The sequence below is a fragment of the Calyptranema fuscum S582 genome (genome assembly GCF_055793305.1).
In genome coordinates this window covers 1-22,473 of the sequence record NZ_JBSLYH010000069.1, presented here as the reverse complement: position 1 = coordinate 22,473, position 22,473 = coordinate 1, and the positions used below count along the sequence as shown (strand labels likewise).

Here is a 22,473-nt window from a genome sequence, read left to right as displayed (position 1 = left end):
TGCATTATGGAAGACTATTTACCCCTGGCATACCTGAATGCCTGGGAATATTGCCCACGTCGTTTTTACCTGGAATATGTGTTGGGTGAAATGGCGGACAACGAACACATACTTCTAGGTCGTCATCTGCATCGCAATATCGATGAAGAAGGCACTATCCAGGAAGGTGATACCTGGATTCATCGCCATCAGTGGGTGTGGAGCGATCGCCTCTTGGTCTCCGGTATCATCGATGCGGTTGAAGAGCGGGATGGACACCTGATTCCCATTGAGTACAAGAAAGGTCAGATGGGCAGGCATCTCAGTGACCACTTTCAACTTTGTGCCGCAGGTCTCTGTCTGGAAGAACGTACTGGAAGGACGATCGCCTACGGAGAGATTTTCTACCATGCCAATCGCCGTCGCCAAAGAGTCCCCTTTACTGCTGAGTTACGACATTTAACTGAAGCGGCGATTGCGGCGGCGCATCAAGCCTCTCATCAACCGATGCCTGCCCCGATTGACCAGCCGAAAAAGTGTCAGGCTTGCAGCCTTCAGCCCATCTGTTTACCGCTTGAAGTCAAGCACTTAGCAAGTATTCAGGCTTAGTCATTAAAACCTATGTCCACCCTCTACATCACTCAACCGGATGCCATTCTCAATAAGACCTACGAAGCGTTTACGGTTTCGCTCAAACAACCGGACGGTTCCTGGAAAAAACAAGCAATTCCGGCTCAAACAGTGGAGCAAGTGGTGTTGATGGGCAACCCCCAAGTCACTGGCGATGCCTTTGTCTACGCTTTGGAATTGGGTATGCCCATCCATTACCTATCCAGTTTTGGCAAATATCTGGGCAGTGCGTTGCCCGGTCATTCTCGCAACGGGGCGTTGCGGCTCGCTCAATATGCGCTGTATCACGATGCAGATCGTCGCTTGGCGCTAGTGAAGGCGATCGTCACTGCCAAAATTCACAACCAGTACGCTGTCCTCTACCGCCACGGGCAAGCTGAGAATCCGTTGAAGTTGCGGAAGAAGGCAGTGCAGGAACAGCTTACTCTCGATCAAGTGCGAGGTATGGAAGGCAGTGCCGCGCGGGAATATTTTGCCTACTGGCCTAAGATGCTAAATGCCCCGTGGACGTTTACTGGGCGCAATCGCCGTCCCCCGACTGATCCAGTCAACTCGCTGTTGAGCTTTGCCTACGGTTTATTGCGATCGCAGGTCACAGCAGCGGTTCATGTCGCTGGGTTAGATCCCTATATCGGTTATCTGCACGAAGTCCATCATGGTCAGCCCTCACTGGTACTTGACTTGATGGAAGAGTTTCGACCACTCGTAGCCGATAACGTTGTGTTGTCCATGCTCAATAAACAGCAGCTTAAACCGCAAGACTTTGCCGAAAGCCTGGGGGCTTACAGCCTCACCGACACGGCACGTAAAAATTTCCTACAAGCCTTCGACAGCAAGCTGAAGGATGAGTTCAAACATCCCGTTTTTGAGTACCGTTGCTCGTATCGACGGGCGATCGAACTTCAGGCTCGACTACTCAGCCGTCACCTTCAGGAGGGTGTTCCTTACAAACCCTTGATCTTGCGATGAGTACGCTGTTCTACCTCATCATCTATGACCTGGCTGATACGAAGGCGGCTAACAAACGTCGCACCAGGCTACATAAAATGCTCTCTGGCTACGGTAAGTGGACGCAGTACAGCGTCTTCGAGTGCTTTCTCACGGCAGTCCAGTTTGCCAAGCTCCAAATCCAGCTAGAGAAGCTGATCAAGCCTGATGAGGATTCGGTAAGGATTTATGTACTGGATGCAGGATCAGTGAAGCGGACGCTAACTTACGGGTCACAGAAGCCACGTCAGGACGAATCGATTATCCTGTAGTCAGGGCATAATTTTTTGGCAGACCGAAGCGAGGTCAAAATCCCTGGGGGATTTGCCAAAAGAGCCAGAACCTTGAAAAATCAATACTTTCTAGTTTTTGCAGGCACAAGGAAAAGGGCTATATTAGGGTTCTTGGCGGTTGATTTTGGCATCTCAACTGGGGTTTGCCAAAATGGTACTCAGAAACCTCTCACAGTCGGCTTTCCAAGCCACGCGGTCGCAAACCCCAAATCCCGGTCTACGGGACTGAAACAACCGACTATACACAATCTTGACGAGTTAACGCGATCGGTCGCAAACCCCAAATCCCGGTCTACGGGACTGAAACTATTTTTGAATGTGCGTGAGTTTTCTAAGACTCCTAAGTCGCAAACCCCAAATCCCGGTCTACGGGACTGAAACCCGCTATTATTTCACAGCAGCCTGCCCATGCTGATGTCGCAAACCCCAAATCCCGGTCTACGGGACTGAAACCTTCGAAGCTTGCCGATAACTTTCCGGCTGACATGTCGCAAACCCCAAATCCCGGTCTACGGGACTGAAACCTGCCAAGGTGCAACCCTGTAAGTCTTGCGGCGTATGTCGCAAACCCCAAATCCCGGTCTACGGGACTGAAACATCAAACTTTTCGACCGCTCGGCTCAGCCCAATGCTGTCGCAAACCCCAAATCCCGGTCTACGGGACTGAAACGAGAGTAGCTTACAACTGTTTGCGCGTGACTTTGCTGTCGCAAACCCCAAATCCCGGTCTACGGGACTGAAACATCGCTATGCCTCCGCCTGTGCGTCGTCAGTTGGTGGTCGCAAACCCCAAATCCCGGTCTACGGGACTGAAACGTCGGGTTATCCCGTTTGCTGAAATTCCCCTTATCGTCGCAAACCCCAAATCCCGGTCTACGGGACTGAAACTTTGAAGGGGGAGAATGGCGATCGCTTGCCCACTAAAGTCGCAAACCCCAAATCCCGGTCTACGGGACTGAAACAGATCTAGCAGCGCGGCATTAGCGTGGTAGGGCAAACTGTCGCAAACCCCAAATCCCGGTCTACGGGACTGAAACATGCTGGGACGCACCCAACGCCAGTGGAGTATGGTGTCGCAAACCCCAAATCCCGGTCTACGGGACTGAAACCTCTCAAATATCTTGAACGTGTATCCCGCTTGGGGGTCGCAAACCCCAAATCCCGGTCTACGGGACTGAAACTCCTGTTTTATTTCCTTCTACGATGACTGTATAGGGTCGCAAACCCCAAATCCCGGTCTACGGGACTGAAACGATCCTCCGGCGATCGCCAACTACTGACTTTTGTCGTCGCAAACCCCAAATCCCGGTCTACGGGACTGAAACTGCAGCTCCCTGAATCAGTCGCACTACTCGCAATTGTCGCAAACCCCAAATCCCGGTCTACGGGACTGAAACACGTTTGACTTTGGCGGGTTGAAATGGCACACTCCAGTCGCAAACCCCAAATCCCGGTCTACGGGACTGAAACCGGCTTGGTGTGGACTGGAGAAAGACCCTGATCACTATCGTCGCAAACCCCAAATCCCGGTCTACGGGACTGAAACCTACGGGGACACCTGGCTTACTATTATCGAACCAGAGGTGTCGCAAACCCCAAATCCCGGTCTACGGGACTGAAACATCCGTTCCTGCAAGCTGTTACCGACATGGCAGTGGTCGCAAACCCCAAATCCCGGTCTACGGGACTGAAACTTTCAGATGCAGACGTCGGCGAGTTTGCCGATGGTGGTCGCAAACCCCAAATCCCGGTCTACGGGACTGAAACTCGGACTAAACCCGCTCTGGACAACAACCGCTACAGGTCGCAAACCCCAAATCCCGGTCTACGGGACTGAAACTTGGATGTGTTTTTGATGAGATGCTGGCTGCCAGGTCGCAAACCCCAAATCCCGGTCTACGGGACTGAAACACTAAAATGGTTACCAATTGATAACCATGTGTTATTGTCGCAAACCCCAAATCCCGGTCTACGGGACTGAAACTTGCTGAGAGCAATGGCTGAGTCTGGGTTTCCACTGGTCGCAAACCCCAAATCCCGGTCTACGGGACTGAAACATAGGTTGCGTCAGAAACGCGAAAACCCTAGCAATCATGTCGCAAACCCCAAATCCCGGTCTACGGGACTGAAACAATCATTCCCTCCTAAGCTAGCCATCAAAGTTTTACAAGGTCGCAAACCCCAAATCCCGGTCTACGGGACTGAAACAGTAATAGGGGTGAAAAGGAGTGAAAACCGAACCGAGTCGCAAACCCCAAATCCCGGTCTACGGGACTGAAACATGCTTTCAGCCCTAAGAAATCATGCTTATATCTACGGTCGCAAACCCCAAATCCCGGTCTACGGGACTGAAACGACACGATCATCCGCTTCTCAGTAATTGGTTGCTTGTCGCAAACCCCAAATCCCGGTCTACGGGACTGAAACTTACGCTTTTGATACTAAATTTGGGTTCATGTCTGCGGTCGCAAACCCCAAATCCCGGTCTACGGGACTGAAACATCGAGAAAAAAGTATTCGGCTCCGCTTCTCCCCAGGTCGCAAACCCCAAATCCCGGTCTACGGGACTGAAACTTAACACTCTACCTTTGGTTAAGGAAGATCCTAGGTCGCAAACCCCAAATCCCGGTCTACGGGACTGAAACAACTCAGACAATACACCGGGGTTAGTGCTAGCGTTAGTCGCAAACCCCAAATCCCGGTCTACGGGACTGAAACCCTTGAGGATAGAGGGCTTAACTAATCTAGAGCTAGGTCGCAAACCCCAAATCCCGGTCTACGGGACTGAAACGTATCTACTGCTGTAGGTGTTACCCCTCGGTTAGCTGTCGCAAACCCCAAATCCCGGTCTACGGGACTGAAACATCTTATGCCGGGTAGTAGAGGGTAGCTTAGAGTTAAGTCGCAAACCCCAAATCCCGGTCTACGGGACTGAAACATCTTATGCCGGGTAGTAGAGGGTAGCTTAGAGTTAAGTCGCAAACCCCAAATCCCGGTCTACGGGACTGAAACATCGTGAGCCAAGTATTCGGCTCCGATTCTCCCCAGTCGCAAACCCCAAATCCCGGTCTACGGGACTGAAACATTAAGGAACATCCTGAGTCATTGATCAACCTGTTGTCGCAAACCCCAAATCCCGGTCTACGGGACTGAAACGACCCGATCCTCTGCCCCCTGAAAGATGAACCGCTCGAGTCGCAAACCCCAAATCCCGGTCTACGGGACTGAAACTAGTCAAATCCTCCCTTCACAGGTTCTCTAATCGCACCAGGTCGCAAACCCCAAATCCCGGTCTACGGGACTGAAACATAACGGACGTTACGGACGTTTGAAAACTACAGAAGTCGCAAACCCCAAATCCCGGTCTACGGGACTGAAACGGCACGATCATCCACTTTTAAGCAATTGGTTGCTTTGTCGCAAACCCCAAATCCCGGTCTACGGGACTGAAACCATCTAGAGATTCATCAATGGATGGTGCAAATATCCTCAAGGGTCGCAAACCCCAAATCCCGGTCTACGGGACTGAAACAACCCTGCAATGGTTAGCGAGTAGGTAGCCCCCGTGTCGCAAACCCCAAATCCCGGTCTACGGGACTGAAACGTCGGAAGTCAGTACCCGCTTCACCCCCGGTATTGTAGGGTCGCAAACCCCAAATCCCGGTCTACGGGACTGAAACTTATCTTTAGATCATGTTCAAATGATTCACAGGTTAGTCGCAAACCCCAAATCCCGGTCTACGGGACTGAAACGATCCGGTTAGTGATGCTATCCGCTAACCAAGGGGAGGTCGCAAACCCCAAATCCCGGTCTACGGGACTGAAACGCCGTAAGCGGTACCTATCCCTATATACTTCTATTGGTCGCAAACCCCAAATCCCGGTCTACGGGACTGAAACCGAACACACCGGGAATGGATGATCACTTCTTTGAAGGAGCGGGTCGCAAACCCCAAATCCCGGTCTACGGGACTGAAACATTCAGATCATCCGTAGCGAACTAGTTCCCAATTTTCCCCAGGTCGCAAACCCCAAATCCCGGTCTACGGGACTGAAACCATTACATTATCACTGTCTGGTTGCTACCAATACCCGTCGCAAACCCCAAATCCCGGTCTACGGGACTGAAACGAAAGAATCAGAAAGAATCAGAAAGAATCAACCAGCCAAGTCGCAAACCCCAAATCCCGGTCTACGGGACTGAAACTGGAGAAAAGAACGTGTCTAGCTTCGGGCTTTCCTGAAGGTCGCAAACCCCAAATCCCGGTCTACGGGACTGAAACTTCTTCAAACCTTTCGCTAATCGTTTCCGCGTTCGGTCGCAAACCCCAAATCCCGGTCTACGGGACTGAAACCCTATGGTCCCTTGGGCACTCCTTATTTCAAGGATGAGAATGGGGTCGCAAACCCCAAATCCCGGTCTACGGGACTGAAACTTTGGGAAAGTACATGAGTAAGGGGTCGGAACAAGTTGTCGCAAACCCCAAATCCCGGTCTACGGGACTGAAACCTACCAAGTAACTGCCCGGATCAAGTGCTGGTGCAATTGGCAGGTCGCAAACCCCAAATCCCGGTCTACGGGACTGAAACATCAATGAGTCGTTTTGGATATCCCAACAATCGTTGTCGCAAACCCCAAATCCCGGTCTACGGGACTGAAACTCTTCCGACAAACACCATATGTAGGTGATACCCAGGGTCGCAAACCCCAAATCCCGGTCTACGGGACTGAAACCTGAAACCGTCGTTGGATGGTATGGGCGAATATCTAGAGGTCGCAAACCCCAAATCCTGGTCTACGGGACTGAAACCTTGGTTAACGGGACTCAGTCGGCATGGACGAACGGTCGCAAACCCCAAATCCCGGTCTACGGGACTGAAACTCCTTCGGGCTGTTTGCTTATCACATGATGATTACGGTCGCAAACCCCAAATCCCGGTCTACGGGACTGAAACCTCTCCCCCTCTGCGACAGTTCAGCCAATACCCGGTCGCAAACCCCAAATCCCGGTCTACGGGACTGAAACCAACCAACGGTACGGTTCGTACTTCGCAATCTAAGCGGTCGCAAACCCCAAATCCCGGTCTACGGGACTGAAACGAGTATCACGCCATCGGAAATACGCGCGGCTTGGGTCGCAAACCCCAAATCCCGGTCTACGGGACTGAAACATACCCAGGAGAGCGCGATCGAGCGAAGCGTCTGGTGTCGCAAACCCCAAATCCCGGTCTACGGGACTGAAACTCCAGAAGCCGAATATCTGACCGCTTGCATATTCTCGGTTGCAAACCCCAAATCCCGGTCTACGGGACTGAAACTTTACATATCTATGGGTTTTACCAAAACGCTCTCAGGAAGAGTCGCAAACCCCAAATCCCGGTCTACGGGACTGAAACTTTGGGAACTTCAATCTAGAGGTGCATTACATTATCACTGGTCGCAAACCCCAAATCCCGGTCTACGGGACTGAAACTCTACAGCAGTAGTTACGGGATTGCGTGTATCAAGCTGGGTCGCAAACCCCAAATCCCGGTCTACGGGACTGAAACTATTTATGGCTGTTCCCCATCTTCGGCTGATTGTTGGTCGCAAACCCCAAATCCCGGTCTACGGGACTGAAACTCATCGGATAGTTCATCCCAAGTAACATCAGTGGGAACAACCTGGAACGTCGCAAACCCCAAATCCCGGTCTACGGGACTGAAACCTCACTGACGCGGGTATAGCCAATAAAAATGCCCGTAGTCGCAAACCCCAAATCCCGGTCTACGGGACTGAAACGAGCAAGAATCATAGGCTCGTTAGGCGGACTGTAAAGTCGCAAACCCCAAATCCCGGTCTACGGGACTGAAACTAGCCCATCAGTTGAGCAAGCCAGTCTAAAGCATCAGTCGCAAACCCCAAATCCCGGTCTACGGGACTGAAACCTGCTAATGCTGGGTTGCGTCGGCTGCGCTGCCCCAGTCGCAAACCCCAAATCCCGGTCTACGGGACTGAAACACGTGCAGGTGTTGGCGATCGCTGGCAGCCTCAATTGTCGCAAACCCCAAATCCCGGTCTACGGGACTGAAACCAAATATCGTGCGATCGATCGCCAATGGCATTCGAGTCGCAAACCCCAAATCCCGGTCTACGGGACTGAAACAGACTGTGTTTTACCTGGGTTGCCTGATACTTGCCGCGTCGCAAACCCCAAATCCCGGTCTACGGGACTGAAACGAGCTTAGCGGATCGGCATCTGCGGGTGCTGGCACTTGTCGCAAACCCCAAATCCCGGTCTACGGGACTGAAACCTTAGATTCCTTCAGTGGGAGTATACCGTCCAGAGGTCGCAAACCCCAAATCCCGGTCTACGGGACTGAAAGCAAAATCAGTGAATGATGAGAATATGGGTAATGCTGTCGCAAGAGGCAAATCGCAAATTACTGAAGCTGAAGTAAGTAAACGATCGCACACTTCAATAAGAAAGTTTCTAACTTTTGGACAACTTATCCCTATTAGTTTTAACTTTTAGACAACTTATGGTTTCAAGACCTCTGGTTTACATTCTGTAACTTAACAGAAAAGTCAGGATTACAGCTATCTCATTGGACAACTTGTGGTTTCAGAAGTGGACAACTTATAGTTACAGTCACACACGCTTCGCGTGGCTCTCTCAATGTGAATGTTATGGCGTCCATCTGCACCGTCTAGTGTTGATGTGACCTGTCATGGGCGATCGCAACAGCCGGTTATCCGGTAGCATAACCCCAGAAGGGGGGAATGGCATGTTGAGCTGGCAAAAGCGTCCGGGGTTGCGTTGGGTGATTGGCATCGCCGCTATTTTTTGGATAGTGTGTCTGGCTCTGGTGTGGTGGCGTTATTACGGGTTTTATCCGTCCTATGCGACCTTTGACCAGGGTATTTTCAATCAGGTCTTTTGGAATAGTTTGCACGGACGATGGTTTGAAAGTTCTCTGTCGTCTACCGAATCGGTTGTAGTGCTGCGCGATCGCGCTATTCCCGATGTAGTCTATCAACGGTTGGGGCAGCACTTTACACCGGCATTGCTGCTATGGCTTCCTTTCTATGCACTGTTGCCTTCGGTACCGGGGTTATCTCTGTTGCAAGTGACCCTGGTGACGGCGGCGGGATTGGTGCTCTATGCCTTGGCCCGGCACTACCATCCGCCCCAACTGTCGGTGCTGATCACGGCTAGTTTCTATGGGGCGAATGCGGTTATTGGACCCACCCTGGCAAATTTTCATGATTTTTGTCAGATCCCGCTCTTTATTTTCGGGTTGCTGTTGGCAATGGAACAGCGACGATGGGTTTGGTTTGGGGTGCTGGCACTGGCGACGCTGGGGGTGCGAGAAGATGCTGGAATTATTTTGTTTGGCATTGGCTGTTATCTAGCCATCATTCGGGGCGATCGCCGTCTGGGTCTGGCATTGTGCAGCCTCAGTTTGGCATATATCTTGATCGTGACGAACTGGGTCATGCCCCGATTTTCCGATGATATTCAAGGGAGATTTGCGATCGAAGAATTTGGGCAGTTTGTCGGCAATCAGGAAGCCTCCAGTCTAGAAATTCTCTGGGCAATTCTGCGCAACCCCTGGAGATTGGTGGTGGAAATTTTCAGCCCACTGGGACGAACCTTGATGTATGTGTTGGCGCAGTGGTTGCCTCTGGCATTTGTTCCAGCCGTATCGCCCAGCGCCTGGGTGTTAGCCGGGTTTCCGCTATTAAAAAATTTATTGCAGCAAAATCCTTCGGCATTGGCGATCGACCGTCGCTTTGCCATCACAGTTGTACCAGGATTGTTTTATGGTGCCATTCTCTGGTGGGCGCATCATAAAACCCGGTTGACGCCACGGTTTCGACGCGTGTGGATCGGTTGCTTGATCCTGGCACTGTGCCTGATGCTAACGGCGAATCCCAATCGAGCTTTGTCGTTTGTCATCCCAGATTCGTTTCAACCCTGGGTTTACACCTCAGTTCCTCGGCAATGGCAGCATGTTCAGGCTGTTCAAACCTTGCTGAAGCAGATTCCAGAGGATGCAAGTCTCTCTGCCAGTAGTTTCATCGTGCCCCATGTGTCGGGTCGGCGGCAGGTATTACGCTTTCCTGACCTGCGGTTGCAGGATGATGCCCGTCAGGTGATCTCAATGGATTATGCCGTGGTCGATCTGTGGCAATTTCAGCACTATGCGATCGCCTATCCGTGGGAAAAACAACAGCTCGAACAAAGTCAGAGGGCGATCGCTCGTCTATTGCAGCGAAAGCTCTATGGTCTGATTGACTTTCAGGATGGGGTTGTTTTACTCAAGCGATCGGCTGATTCCAACCCGACGGCTCTGGATGCCTGGAAAACCTATAGCCAAACGCTTTAGCCTCAAATTTAATGGGGCTTTCGACCGCAGTGTAGCGCTGGTTGCTCAAACCCAGGATGTTAATTAATGAAAAGTGGCTCGCCGAGCCGCTTTTCATGACATTGGCTGTTCTATTGAGGGTGTAATAGCGGAGATGCAAAGTCTCTCTGCCATTACACCTCTGTTTTATGGGGCTGAACCTAATTCTTCCTGCAAAACCTGTTGATAAATGTCTGGTAACGAGCTTGACATGGAATTCGTCTCAATTCCATAGCCCAGACTAGTCCATGTTGGCGAAAGCATCCATAAAACTTCAGATAGCTGCCCTTGCCGCAACAATTGAGAAATATCGACGCCCCAGGCATTGGTATCACTTAACCAGGCATAGACCACCTCATCTTGATATTCTGGAGCAAAACTGTAAGCCTCTCCCCAGAAGCGCAACCTCGATCGTTCGGGATGGTATTCTCTGGCTTTGTCAAACCAGGTGCTGGTTAAAAATTGATATCGTCCGGCAGCAGTGGTGCAATCTCCCAAATTAGGACCCACACTAATGGGGATGCAGATATCGGGATGTTGACTGAGATCCTGGACATGCTCCCCGCCATACAGCATGGAATACGGACGGGGATCATTTGCCTCACTGGCAGAAATGGTACGCATGAGTGCCCGGATATAGGGGTCACCCCCTTTCATGACTAAAGGGGCAGGCGTAGTGTCCCAGGAGGGATCGGAAATGAAGAAGCTCCCAGAACCCGATTGATACAATTCCCACAGTGCCAATCCAGTAATAACCGCAAAACAACTCGATAAAACCAGATGACGTAGCGAACCCGTCTCCGATGGTTTGCTATCCGTGAGTGTCGATTTTTCCTTGATGTCAGATGACAATGGGATCACCAGGCTAGGGATTTAGGGTTGAACATGACTTAGGATCACAAATTAATTAAAACTCGGACGTTTATTGTTGGAAGCGCGGCGGAGCCGCGTTTCCAACAATAAATCTTCGGTTTTATTCAATCCACGATCCTTAAGAGATGCTAGCAAATAAGTCTGAAAACTCTTGAGTTAAAGCCTCTGGTCTTGCCACAATTTCTACAACTTTATTTCTAGCACCAGATTCGAGTAATGCTTCTACACAAACCTGAGCAACTTTCGCTCTCGGAATGCTGCCTTCAAATAAGGTATCTGCCCCCGACATCACAATAACATCGCTATTATCATCGTTTTTCAAACCGCCCGGGCGAACAATCGTGTACGGTACCCCACTTTTTTGCAGGTACTCTTCTGCTTGCTTTTTCCAAAGCAAAATCAACCAGAATAAATTGAGCGGGTGGAAGATTCTGGAAACACAGAGTGAAGACACCATGACGAAATGTTCAATCCCCGTTTCTTTGGCGACATCGACCAGATTTTTAGTGCCGATGTAGTCCACCGTATAGGGACCTGTTGGGTCAAAACTGGGAGCAGCACCCGTGGCACTTAAAAGGACGGTGCTATCAGCGATCGCCTCCCTCAAACTCTGAGGATTTGAGACATCTCCTACCACCAGTTCTACTGCTGTAGGCAAAACTTCTTTGCCTTTTTCTAAATTTCTCACCATGGCACGAGTTGGAATATTCCGACGCACCAATTCTTGAACAATCCGACGTCCGGTTTCACCTGTTGCACCCACTACAAACGCTTTCATAAAACTCTCCCTGCAAAATGGTTGTGAAATATAGCCTTTGAAAACATTGCCTTTGAAAAGATACTGTATGGTGAATATTAATCTGTCCATCACAAGAGGGAGAAGATCTCGCAATCTTACAAGAAATTCATCAGGACTCTATTCGTTGCAAAGTATTCACGTCATTTAATAAAAATCATTGGCGACCCATGGGGAAAGTTGGCATAGTGATATGTAGTCATCTACAAGGATCGCTTTACACATCTTCTCCGTAGATTAACGAGGATTATGTCCCAGCTCCTTCCGAAAGCAATTCGGTCTCAGTAAATTAAGCGTGGCTCTGCTTGAAATCTCAAAGCTATGCTGATGCCATCAAGTTTTATCGCCCAGGTGGTAGATTTGTAACTTAATATTTCGCTATGGTTATGCAAGGGAAGTAATAACCGATCGTTACGGCACATCTTCCAGGCTCTCGTATTAGATAGCGATTCCGAGTTCATATCCATAGCAATTGTGACAAGAAGGAATTAGGACGGGGAAAGCGTTGTTTATGCAGGCAAATTCAGCTGAGCACCAACCCTTGGAAAACTCAAACAGCCTACTAGGTATCTCCACGCCAGGTTTGCTCCATGACACGTCTAATGCTGATCAGATGAGCCGTCACAGCAGTGAGCCGACGTGTTTTCATGGCAATTATGCAAGCACAATGGACATGTTTGCCGATGCCAAGACAGTGGCGGAGTATCTAGATATTCACCGTGAATGGTTTCATCGCTGTGCTCACCCCATGAAGGCTGAGTCGCTTGGTGAAAATGGCTATGCATTGACCATTGGGCAATTTGGCTCATTTGGCTATGAGGTTGAACCCAAAATCGGTCTCGATTTGTTACCTCAAGATCAAGGAGTCTACCGAATTCGGACAATTCCGATTCCAGGATATGAGTCAACTGGCTATGAGGTTGATTTCCAAGCTTCGCTTCAGTTGGTCGAAGTAGACATTGATTCCTCGCTTTACACGTTCCCATCCGATTTAAATCTTAAAGATTTGCCATCCTGCATGACTCGCGTCGAATGGGAACTCCACTTAGACGTGGCGATTCAGTTTCCCCGATTTATCCATGCGCTACCACTTTCGTTAATTCAATCGACGGGCGATCGCGTGCTCAATCAGATTGTTCGGCAAGCATCTCGCTGTCTAACCCATAAGGTTCAGGACGATTTCCACAGCACTCGCAGCATCCCATTTCCAAAACAACGGAAAAAATTTCCCTGGAATCGGACTCAAGAAACCCCTTGATCCCCTGTCCCTAAAGATCCCCATAAAAATAACTTGAACAACGTTTTTGGGAGAGTGCGGCGGAGCCGCACTCTCCCAAAAACGTTGTGGTTTTCATATTTTGCAAGGATTCTAATGGGTCAACTGAGCTAAATATCGCTCGATCAACAGGATCGCGACAATGTCGTCAATGGGACGACTGGGTGTGCGCAACCCTTTGGGGATCAGGTGATTCAGCCCCTTTGGGGGATACATTTGCCAAAAGCGATCGCGCGCTTCGAGCGTGCTATAGCGTTCGTCTACCATCACAATTCGGGGTGGCTCTTGCAAAGAATCTTGCAGCTTTTGCTTCCATTCCTTAGAAGAGGTTTGGTTTCCCAGAACCAGGGTTGAAATCGGATAGTCTCGACAGAGCGTTTGAATTGTGGCGATCGCATCTTGTGCCGCAATAACCTGGTGATAAAACAGATTGCGATCGATGCCCATGACGGCTACTCCACATTTTTGTCGTCCTGGATCAAAACCAAGGATGACGGGTTGTTGCAGCGAACTAGGGAATGAAGCCATATCGGGTAGCGAGAACGATGCTATTCCTTAATTGTGTAGTTTCTTATGATAGTTGCCATGTAAACTCAATTCTCTCAGTAAAACAATAATATTAAATCCGGTTTGCCGCTGGAGATTCTCTGCCTCGCTACACAAGAATTTCAACCCTCTCAATCCACATTAGGTTTGTCAAGATTCGTATCAAACTGGACGAAGGGCATATTCGTTGCTATATATAGTAGGCAGATGGGTAATTGATGCTAGATTTAGCGTTCCAAATCGTCAGCTTCAATCGATACTAATCCATTTGTCATCATCCATCTGTTATTAGAGATCACGAATTCATAAAATCCATATCTTCGTTTCCGACTGCACGGCATGGCTGGGTTACTGGAGACGGAATATCGATTTTTAATCCACGATCCCCAGATCAGAGATGTAATAAAGCCCAATTCTGTTTAAGAGAGCGGCGGCTCCGCCATCGCTTTGTTAAATAGCACGACAGGTTAATTTATTCGTGATCTTTAAGATTGTGGATTTAATGAAACCGACGTTTATCTTTAGCAGCGCGGCGACGCCGCGCTGCTAAAGATAAACGTCCGGGCTTCATTTAGTTTGTGATCCTTAGTAATTTCTGCATTCGATTTTATTGTCAACCTTCACCTCACATAGAATTATGAATTATCAAGATCAACTCAATCCCTGGGTGATTCACCAACTATTGCCCGATTTATCGCAATCTATCTTAATTCGGTTTCGTCGCCGCAGTGAAGCTGAGGCGTATCTGAGAGTTCTACAGCAGCTACGACCCAAAGAAAAATTTGCGATCGCCTTTGAAACCCTGGGTACTCCGCTGTCTTCCGTGTCTTGAGCCGTGTCGAACCTGATAGTTGCTCTAAACTCAGGCTGCGATCGCAAGTGTGTCACAATGAAAGCCGACGTTTTTGCTGGCTGTTTTAGTCGTGAACATAACTGCATCGCCGCTCAGCACAGAGGATAGTAACTTACAGCTTTGTCAGTTTATTGCTCAAAAAATTGCTGACGCACCTGAACAACGGATTAGCTTTGCCGAGTATATGGACTGGGTGCTCTACCATCCTCAGTATGGCTATTACGCAACTAATCAGGTCAACATTGGTGCAGGAGGAGATTTTTTTACTTCTCCCCATCTCAGTGCAGATTTTGGAGAATTGCTAGCCGAACAGTTTGTCGAAATGTGGCAACGGCTTGATTATCCCAAGCCCTTTACCCTGGTTGAAATGGGAGCAGGGCAGGGGTTGCTGGTGCATGATGTATTGCGTTATTTACATCGCCACCATTTCGAGTGTTTTGATGCTGTTAACTACATTGTGATTGAAAAGTCTTCTGCTTTGCGGGCAGAACAACAGCAACGGCTAGACGCTTTTGCTCGCTTTGCCGATCATCTAACGTGGCAAACGTGGTCAGAAATTCCTTCAGAATCCATAATTGGCTGTTGTTTTTCCAATGAACTGGTAGATGCCTTTCCAGTGCATCAGTTCGCGTTGCAGTCAGGAAAATTGCAAGAAATTTACGTCACCGTATCAGCCGAATCTCTACAATTTTTGGAAGTCTTGGCTGACCCTTCAACCCCTCAGCTCGCTCAATATTTTCAGTTAAATGGCATTCATGTAGATGCTGCTTATCCAGACGGGTATCGCAGTGAAATTAACTTAGCGGCGCTTGATTGGTTGGCTACGGTTGCTGACCGATTACAACAGGGCTATGTGTTGACAATTGATTACGGCTATCCTGCTCATCGTTATTACACGCCAACCCGCAGCCAGGGAACGTTGCAGTGTTACTATCAGCACGCCCATCATTCTGATCCATACATCAATGTGGGGCGGCAAGATATCACGGCTCATGTGGATTTTACGGCGCTAGAACGGCAGGGAGAACAATTGGGTTTACAACCGCTTGGCTTGACCCAACAGGGCTTATTTCTGATGGCACTGGGTTTGGGCGATCGCCTTGCAAAACTCTCTACATACGACACGACAGCCACTCAATCGATCAACGATATTTTACGGCGACGAGATGCCTTACACGCACTGATGAACCCTTTGGGATTGGGTAATTTTGGGGTTTTGATCCAGGGCAAACGCTTAAGTGAGTCTGCAACACAACTTAAAGGTTTGAAGATGCCCGATTGACCACGGTGTGATTCCCTCACAAGTTCCTCAAAGTTTTGGGTTATCAGTGAGTCATGAGATTTAGCCGTACGGTTGAATCTCGGTATAAATTTGAACATGAAACCTTCGGTTTTACGTTCAAATTCATATCTATAGCAATGTGCAAGTTCGTTAAGTACAGAAACGGTGTTGTGGGGCGCTCCGCGCCCCACAACACCGTACTAAATCAACCCGCACAGCGCTATACAAACTAGTACAGCAAAACGAAAGTTTTGTAAGGGGTGAAGGGGTGGAACCCCTTCTTGGGGGCTTCGCCCCCAAACCCCTATGTTGCAAAATTTGGTGTTTGCAACACTAGATAGCGCCAAATTGAATTGTTCCCTGACTGTCGAGGTACGTAAGATGACAGATTCTAAACATAATCCCTATCTCGATCTGCTAGAAGTTCCGCCGGGTTATCTAAATATCATGGGATATGTAGATGAATCGGAAGTCAACGGTCCTGGTTGTCGAGCTGTCATCTGGGTACAGGGGTGTATGCAACATTGTTCTGGATGCTACAACCCTTCTTCCTGGTCATTTGAAATTAATCAGCTAGTTTCTGTTGAAAACTTGCTGCACAAGATCTTGAGTAATCCGCGCAACGAAGGAGTAACATTTTCCGGAGGAGAACCTTTTTGGCAAGCTCCCTCCCTCGCTAAACTGGCACATCAAGCTAAAGATGCTGGTCTAAATGTTATGTCCTTTACAGGCTTTACCTTGGAAAGGCTGCAATCTGAATACGCGCCAGCCGGTGCCCAAGATTTATTGAACGAACTCGATATTTTAATCGACGGCCCTTACATCGAGTCCTTAGCCATCCATGATCCAACTTCGCCGGTCGCGTCTAGTAACCAGCGTGTTCATATATTGAACCCTGCTTTCCAAGATCGAATTACCTGGGCAAGCGATCAGATCGAGATTCATATTCTCAAAGATGGCAGTCGGATTGTGACGGGTTACTATGGTCAGCTCGTTGGGGTTAGTGAATAAGCGAGAAAACTGTTTATTTCCTCCACATCTAAGCAAATTTTTGAGGGTCTCGCGTAGCGAGACCCTCAAAAACTAATCTAAGCCCAACGTGTGATGCAGAGCATTGCTTAATCGCGGGATGAAGGTGAACGTGCGCCCAAAGGGTACACGTTCACCTTCATCCCCAAAATCAGCGGTGTGAGAGCTACGCTTCGCGCGGCTCTCACACCACCTTGAACTTCATGCGTTTGAGAATTGCCATAAATGAAGTCGATTTAACTTTACGGCAGAGCATTTTGTAATAGGTTATATCTTTTGCTGGTATTGCTGATGCACTATCTCAGCAATGCCTATTTTCGATGGAGTTTATCGGGTTTTTCAGCGTATGTTTGAGCACATTACCTTGCCAGGGACTCTACCGCCCGTAGCTCCCTATTCTCATGCGGTTCGAGCCGGAGATTTTCTCTTTGTCACTGGGCAACTTGCCGAAGATCCAAAAACTGGAGAAATTGCTTGTGGCTCTATTGAGGCGCAAACAACACAGGTAATGGAAAATTTGAAGATGGTTTTAACTCATGCAGGCACCAGCTTTGAGCGAGTTACGATGGCACGAATTTTTATTACCGACTTTCGCTATTACGATCCGGTTAACGCGATTTATTCGTCTTATTTTGCATCGGGGCGGTTGCCTGGTCGCACAACGGTCGGTGTCACAGGTCTTGCCGGGTTGGGTGACGTTGAAATCGATTTGATTGCCTATTGTGGTGAATAGTTGCTGATTTTAAAGCTGTTATTGCCTGCGAAACTGAAGGTTTTCAGGTAATAACAGCTTCAAGGTGCTAATCCGAATAAGCCGCTATTGTTTACGTCCTGGATGCGATCGCTTATTCGCACGATCTCAGTCGGGTCGTTGATCCGTTACAGTCCTTTTAACTCTGCCCTGTCTGCCTAGCGGGCTTTAATGATGCGGAGTTACTGAATTGCAAATGTTATTTCCTCAGCATTCAGGAAATCGTAGGTGGTGTGGTCGGTAATATTGGTATCGCTCAGTTCTAGATTATAAAAATCGACGAATTCCGATTCAAAAAAAGGACCGGCGTGCCAGGTGCCAAGATGCAGTTTAATAAAACAATTTCCCGGAATACGAAAAGCCGCGATCGCCTCTAAGTCCGGTTGATCGGATGCGGATGGGGGTGCTACTGCTATCAACCATTCTTTGCCCTCCAATGCCCCCAGACATTGGGTACAGTTCACGTGGCGCGTTAGCTTTGAGAATGTTTGGCCTCGATTTTGCAATCGCATGATATAAAACCGAGGAATTCCCTGGTTTAATTCCAATTGAGCATCGCTTGCGTCATAAAACTTGCCATCTTCGCAGGCAAAAATGACCTGACCGTAGGCAGCAAACGTATCGGGGGTAATGGGTTGTGTCAGAAGTTGTTTGACCATAGTGGGCTTAACGTTCGGACTTCAAATCGCGTTCCATTAATGCTTCAACCGCTTGTTGGGGCGTAATTTCGTTGTTGAGCAAGAGATAGACTTGATGCGAAACTGGGGTCGAGATCCCTTCTCGTTCTGCGATCGCATGCAGTACATTCGCTGTATTGACCCCTTCAGCCGTACCCTCTAGATTTGCCAAAACCTGTTCTAGTGAATGACCTTGCGCGAGTTCGTAGCCTACTTGATAGTTGCGGCTAAGCGGGCTGTTGCAGGTTGCTAACAAATCGCCTAAGCCCGACAGCCCGTAAAACGTTTCTGTACGTCCGCCCAAGCGAGTGCCGACGCGAATAATTTCTGCCAAAGCCCGTGTGATCAATCCAGCTTTAGCATTGGTGCCCAGATGCAGCCCGTCGCAAACGCCAACGGCGATCGCAATCACATTTTTAAGTGCCCCACCCAACTCCGTTCCTAAAGGATCTGTGTTGGTATAAACACGAAAGCGATCGGAGGCAAATACCTGTTGCACTACATTTGCTGTTTCTGATTGGGTGCTGGCGATCGCCGTTGCGGCAGGTAGCCCCTGGTCAATTTCTTTTGATAGGTTGGGACCTGATAAAACGGCGATCGGGTTATTAGGCAATGCCGTTTGCCAAACTTGGGCAGCTGTGCAAGTTGTTGCCGGATCTAAGCCTTTAGTGGCACTAACGAAGATGACCTGTGGGTCTAGAGCCATCGTTTGTATTTGCGTGGCAATTTCTGGGACACCTCTCATAGAAATCGCCGAAACGATAACATGGGCATCCTTGACCACAGATGCCAGCGAATCACTTCCACGACGCGACCACGATCGCACCCGATAGCCATTATGTAGCGCTAGTTTTGCCAGCACTGATCCCCAGGCACCTGTTCCCAAGACCACCAGATTAGATAATTGTGTTAAATCTTGACTAAACAATTTGACGACAAATAAAAACGTAACGTCACGATAGAGCTGCTTTTAAACAGGTTTCTGCATCAAACGCTGTGCTGCTGTAGCAATCCTGGATGGGTTGTGAGAGGCGCACCCCGCAGGGGTGCGCCTCTCACAACCCGCTTATCTTACAACTCATTTTGGACTGCTATAGATTCACGAAACAAGTCCCAGTACGCAATTTCGTACCATCAGCAGCGATAAATCAGTTGGTGCAGGTAGCATTTCCCCGCGAAAATCGAGCAGTTGCACCATCAGTAAATACCCAACCCCCAGGAAAAGGGCGATCGCCCCCGTTAATACAGCGATCAGTTTTGAACGATCCATAAGACGAATGCAGAGCTTACACTCAACGACAGCTTTAAAACTAACCTTTGTTCTAGCCTGACATAAAACCTGGCAAGATTGGGAATAAATTAGCTCAGCTAACAGCTAACAGCTAACAGCTAACAATCCCCCTCATTCTTTCCCACTGCTTCAAAGATATGGATGCCGTCTCTCCCAATCCTCCTGAATCTATTACTCGCGATCGCTCTACTGTGGTTCAAGTGGCTAACCTCAGCAAGGTTTATCGCACCGGATTTTGGCTGAACCAAAAAATCGTTACCCTCAAGGACTTATCACTCACCGTATTTCAAGGAGAAACCTTTGGGTTACTGGGGCAAAACGGTGCTGGCAAAACAACGTTGCTTAAAGCGTTATTAGGCATTATCCGACCTACGAATGGCAAAGGACTATTATTGGGTCAGCCCCTTGGCGATCGCACGGTTAAAGAACAGATTGGCTATCTACCTGAAAATCCTTACTTTTATGACTATCTAACCGGATGGGAATTTCTAGACTATGTGGCTGGATTATTTCAAATTCCACCCCGCATACGTCGTCAGCGTATTGTAGAGTTGCTCGATCGGGTCGGTTTAGCCCAATCGGCTGCCCGCAAAAAGCAATTACGCCAATATTCTAAGGGCATGTTGCAACGGGTTGGCATGGCACAGGCGCTCATTAATGATCCGGATGTGGTGTTTTTAGACGAACCGATGTCAGGGCTTGATCCCCTCGGTCGCTACCAGATTCGAGAGATTATTCTTTCCCTTAAAGCTCAGGGAAAAACTATTTTTTTTAATAGCCACGTTTTATCCGATGTCGAACAAATTTGCGATCGCATTGGCATTCTTGCTCAAGGTGAACTGATTTGTGTTGGCTCTCTCCAAGAATTGTTGGGTACTGCCGAGCTTTACCATGTCAAAGTGCAAGACGGCACCCAGGAAATTCTCAAACAATGGATTCCTGACCTAGAATTTCGCGATGGTTACTGGCAAGGTCATCTCAAAGGCGAACCCGCAGATTTTCTCACCAGCCTACGTCTGATGAATGCGCAAATTATTTCGATGAAGCTGGCACGCCCCAGCCTCGAAGAGTTTTTTGTCCATCAACTGAGTCAACGAGGCATTCATACCAGTCAGTAATACATTCTGAAATCAGTTCCAATCATTTTTGCTGAGAGGGTGGAGTGGGTCGATAAGCGACTCACTCCACCCTCTCATTAAATGTTTAAAACCCCATTCGAAAATATAGCAGTCGAGGGATTGATTAGGACGAAAGTTGTGTGAGAACCCGCGCGGAGCACGGGTTCTCACACAACCTCTTGATTTAACCATCTCGACGGCTGCTATAGATTTTATTAAGGACTGATGCTCAACCTAATGTTTGAATAGGTTTCAATTGCTTGTAAGAAAAACGCTATCTTCTAAACTTTTTCAAGCTCTAACAGCGGAAATCCCAACGTTTCTCGTTGCTTCAAATACAGCTGAGCAACTTGCCGAGCTAAATTTCGAATTCTACCAATATAACGAGTGCGCTCTGTTACCGAAATCACACCTCTAGCATCAAGCAAATTAAACGTGTGAGAACACTTCAACACATAATCTAAAGCAGGCAAAACCAAGTCTTTTCCAATCAACTGACTTGCTTCTTGTTCATACAATCCAAACAACGTGAAAAGCATTTCAGGATTGGATGCCTCAAAGTTATAGGTCGAATGCTCAATTTCACCTTGCAGATGCACATTTCCATAGGTAACGGTGTCATTCCACCGAATTTCAGTAAATGCATTGACTTCCTGCAAATACATCGTCAACCGTTCCAGTCCATACGTAATCTCAATAGAAACGGGACGACAGTCAATTCCACCACACTGCTGAAAATAAGTAAATTGGGTCACTTCCATCCCGTCCAGCCAGACTTCCCAGCCTACACCCCAGGCTCCTAGTGTGGGTGATTCCCAGTTGTCCTCCACAAACCGGATGTCATGATTCTCTGGATGCACACCCAGTGCTCTCAAAGAATCCAGATAGATCTCTTGGATGTTGTCGGGTGAAGGTTTAATCAGAACTTGAAACTGATAGTAATGCTGATAGCGATTAGGATTTTCCCCGTATCGACCGTCCGTTGGTCTGCGGCAGGGTTCCGCGTACGCGACTGACCAAGGCTCAGGTCCTATCGCGCGTAAAAACGTATGCGGACTCATTGTTCCTGCCCCCTTTTCCGTATCGTAGGGTTGAACAATTAAACAGCCGCGATCGCTCCAAAACTGATGCAACGTAGCAATAACTGTCTGAAAATTCACAACTTCCCCAAACCTGGCAAACGACCAACTCCGCTCTCATGACTCAATTACATGTAATGAGTCAACCTCAGAAGAATAACATTCCTCCTTCGTCTTGCCCACCGAGCAGATGACTGGCATCGCAGCATCTATCCATATAGACCTGCCTGGTTCTATCTTGCCTAACCCTATTCTGCATAAACCAAAAAACTCGTCTACTCCATTCGCCCTTGTTCCGATCCGCCATGTTGGAATGCCCTCTGCAAGCTTTGCCTCCAGGAAGACGTTGGGGCATCGCTACTTCAGAACGATATCCGGTTAGAACTCGGACGGCAGAGTCGGAAATTCAAGCGAATGAGTCAGGTTATTAGACTTGTGTGCCTCATCACGGCGTGATTTCTCCCGCAGTTCCAGTTCTCGTCTATACAAAAGTGAGGCAGTTTCAGGGAATTCTGAAAGTTTTTTTAGCCTCAGTACCCATTAAGCTGCGTTTACAGTATCCCTACAGATAGCAAAACCCTTGCAGAGCAAGGGTTTGAGAATTCCCGGAATTTTTTGAATA

Annotated in this window: 17 protein-coding genes and 1 CRISPR repeat array; of the genes, 10 read left to right on the top strand and 7 right to left on the bottom strand. The window is 48.6% G+C overall.

Going from position 1 to position 22,473, the window contains the following annotated elements:
- Positions 1 to 6 precede the first annotated feature (6 nt).
- From cas4 to ACR6Z4_RS29060, 4 genes are all read left to right on the top strand, one after another.
- Complete coding sequence (cas4, locus tag ACR6Z4_RS29075; RefSeq protein ID WP_479720846.1) at positions 7 to 588, top strand: CRISPR-associated protein Cas4; 582 nt, start codon at positions 7 to 9, stop codon at positions 586 to 588.
- A gap of 12 nt (positions 589 to 600) precedes the next feature.
- Positions 601 to 1,578 (top strand): type I-D CRISPR-associated endonuclease Cas1d, encoded by a 978-nt coding sequence (cas1d, locus tag ACR6Z4_RS29070; RefSeq protein WP_479720845.1) that lies wholly within the window; start codon positions 601 to 603, stop codon positions 1,576 to 1,578.
- Entirely contained in the window at positions 1,575 to 1,868 is a 294-nt protein-coding gene (gene cas2, locus ACR6Z4_RS29065) for a CRISPR-associated endonuclease Cas2 (RefSeq protein ID WP_479720844.1), read from the top strand. The genes cas1d and cas2 overlap by 4 nt, the downstream gene beginning before the upstream one ends.
- 216 nt (positions 1,869 to 2,084) lie before the next feature.
- Positions 2,085 to 8,255: direct repeats of the CRISPR family, unit length 37 nt; unit sequence GTCGCAAACCCCAAATCCCGGTCTACGGGACTGAAAC.
- A 345-nt stretch (positions 8,256 to 8,600) separates the two neighbouring features.
- Positions 8,601 to 10,262 (top strand): DUF2079 domain-containing protein, encoded by a 1,662-nt coding sequence (locus tag ACR6Z4_RS29060; RefSeq protein WP_479720843.1) that lies wholly within the window; start codon positions 8,601 to 8,603, stop codon positions 10,260 to 10,262.
- A 165-nt stretch (positions 10,263 to 10,427) separates the two neighbouring features.
- Here ACR6Z4_RS29060 and ACR6Z4_RS29055 read toward each other — a convergent pair whose 3' ends face one another.
- On the bottom strand, positions 10,428 to 11,033 hold the full coding sequence (locus ACR6Z4_RS29055; RefSeq protein ID WP_479720858.1) for a glycoside hydrolase family 24 protein: 606 nt from the start codon (positions 11,031 to 11,033) through the stop codon (positions 10,428 to 10,430).
- 238 nt (positions 11,034 to 11,271) lie between these two features.
- Positions 11,272 to 11,931 (bottom strand): SDR family oxidoreductase, encoded by a 660-nt coding sequence (locus ACR6Z4_RS29050; protein WP_479720842.1) that lies wholly within the window; start codon positions 11,929 to 11,931, stop codon positions 11,272 to 11,274.
- A 529-nt stretch (positions 11,932 to 12,460) separates the two neighbouring features.
- Between ACR6Z4_RS29050 and ACR6Z4_RS29045 the strand changes: the two genes are divergently transcribed.
- Entirely contained in the window at positions 12,461 to 13,207 is a 747-nt protein-coding gene (locus tag ACR6Z4_RS29045) for a DUF1997 domain-containing protein (protein WP_479720841.1), read from the top strand.
- Positions 13,208 to 13,318: 111 nt separating this feature from the next.
- Here the strand turns inward: ACR6Z4_RS29045 and ACR6Z4_RS29040 are convergent, their stop codons facing one another.
- Positions 13,319 to 13,753 carry a pre-16S rRNA-processing nuclease YqgF gene (locus tag ACR6Z4_RS29040; RefSeq protein ID WP_479720840.1) on the bottom strand — a complete coding sequence of 145 codons (435 nt, stop codon included), beginning with the start codon at positions 13,751 to 13,753 and terminating at the stop codon, positions 13,319 to 13,321.
- Between the two features lie 655 nt (positions 13,754 to 14,408).
- Between ACR6Z4_RS29040 and ACR6Z4_RS29035 the strand changes: the two genes are divergently transcribed.
- From ACR6Z4_RS29035 to ACR6Z4_RS29020, 4 genes are all read left to right on the top strand, one after another.
- Complete coding sequence (locus ACR6Z4_RS29035) at positions 14,409 to 14,603, top strand: hypothetical protein (RefSeq protein ID WP_479720839.1); 195 nt, start codon at positions 14,409 to 14,411, stop codon at positions 14,601 to 14,603.
- A gap of 97 nt (positions 14,604 to 14,700) precedes the next feature.
- Positions 14,701 to 15,906 carry a class I SAM-dependent methyltransferase gene (locus ACR6Z4_RS29030; RefSeq protein ID WP_479720857.1) on the top strand — a complete coding sequence of 402 codons (1,206 nt, stop codon included), beginning with the start codon at positions 14,701 to 14,703 and terminating at the stop codon, positions 15,904 to 15,906.
- A gap of 381 nt (positions 15,907 to 16,287) precedes the next feature.
- Positions 16,288 to 16,917: a 4Fe-4S single cluster domain-containing protein gene (locus tag ACR6Z4_RS29025; RefSeq protein WP_479720838.1), complete on the top strand. Its 630-nt coding sequence runs from the start codon at positions 16,288 to 16,290 to the stop codon at positions 16,915 to 16,917.
- A gap of 364 nt (positions 16,918 to 17,281) precedes the next feature.
- A complete protein-coding gene (locus tag ACR6Z4_RS29020; protein ID WP_479720856.1) occupies positions 17,282 to 17,668 on the top strand; it encodes a RidA family protein in 387 nt (128 codons plus the stop codon).
- 200 nt (positions 17,669 to 17,868) lie between these two features.
- On the opposite strand, the gene ACR6Z4_RS29015 is transcribed toward ACR6Z4_RS29020, so the two are convergent.
- From ACR6Z4_RS29015 to ACR6Z4_RS29005, 3 genes are all read right to left on the bottom strand, one after another.
- Positions 17,869 to 18,345 carry an ureidoglycolate lyase gene (locus ACR6Z4_RS29015; RefSeq protein ID WP_479720837.1) on the bottom strand — a complete coding sequence of 159 codons (477 nt, stop codon included), beginning with the start codon at positions 18,343 to 18,345 and terminating at the stop codon, positions 17,869 to 17,871.
- Between the two features lie 7 nt (positions 18,346 to 18,352).
- A complete protein-coding gene (locus ACR6Z4_RS29010) occupies positions 18,353 to 19,291 on the bottom strand; it encodes an NAD(P)H-dependent glycerol-3-phosphate dehydrogenase (RefSeq protein ID WP_479720836.1) in 939 nt (312 codons plus the stop codon).
- Between the two features lie 171 nt (positions 19,292 to 19,462).
- The gene (locus ACR6Z4_RS29005; protein ID WP_479720835.1) at positions 19,463 to 19,633 is read right to left on the bottom strand and encodes a hypothetical protein; all 171 of its coding nucleotides are present in this window, start codon (positions 19,631 to 19,633) and stop codon (positions 19,463 to 19,465) included.
- A 158-nt stretch (positions 19,634 to 19,791) separates the two neighbouring features.
- Here ACR6Z4_RS29005 and ACR6Z4_RS29000 point away from each other — a divergent pair, with 158 nt between their 5' ends.
- Positions 19,792 to 20,772, top strand: coding sequence for an ABC transporter ATP-binding protein (locus ACR6Z4_RS29000; RefSeq protein ID WP_479720834.1), 981 nt, complete (start codon positions 19,792 to 19,794; stop codon positions 20,770 to 20,772).
- 281 nt (positions 20,773 to 21,053) lie between these two features.
- Here the strand turns inward: ACR6Z4_RS29000 and glyQ are convergent, their stop codons facing one another.
- Complete coding sequence (glyQ, locus tag ACR6Z4_RS28995; protein WP_479720833.1) at positions 21,054 to 21,932, bottom strand: glycine--tRNA ligase subunit alpha; 879 nt, start codon at positions 21,930 to 21,932, stop codon at positions 21,054 to 21,056.
- Positions 21,933 to 22,473 lie beyond the last annotated feature (541 nt).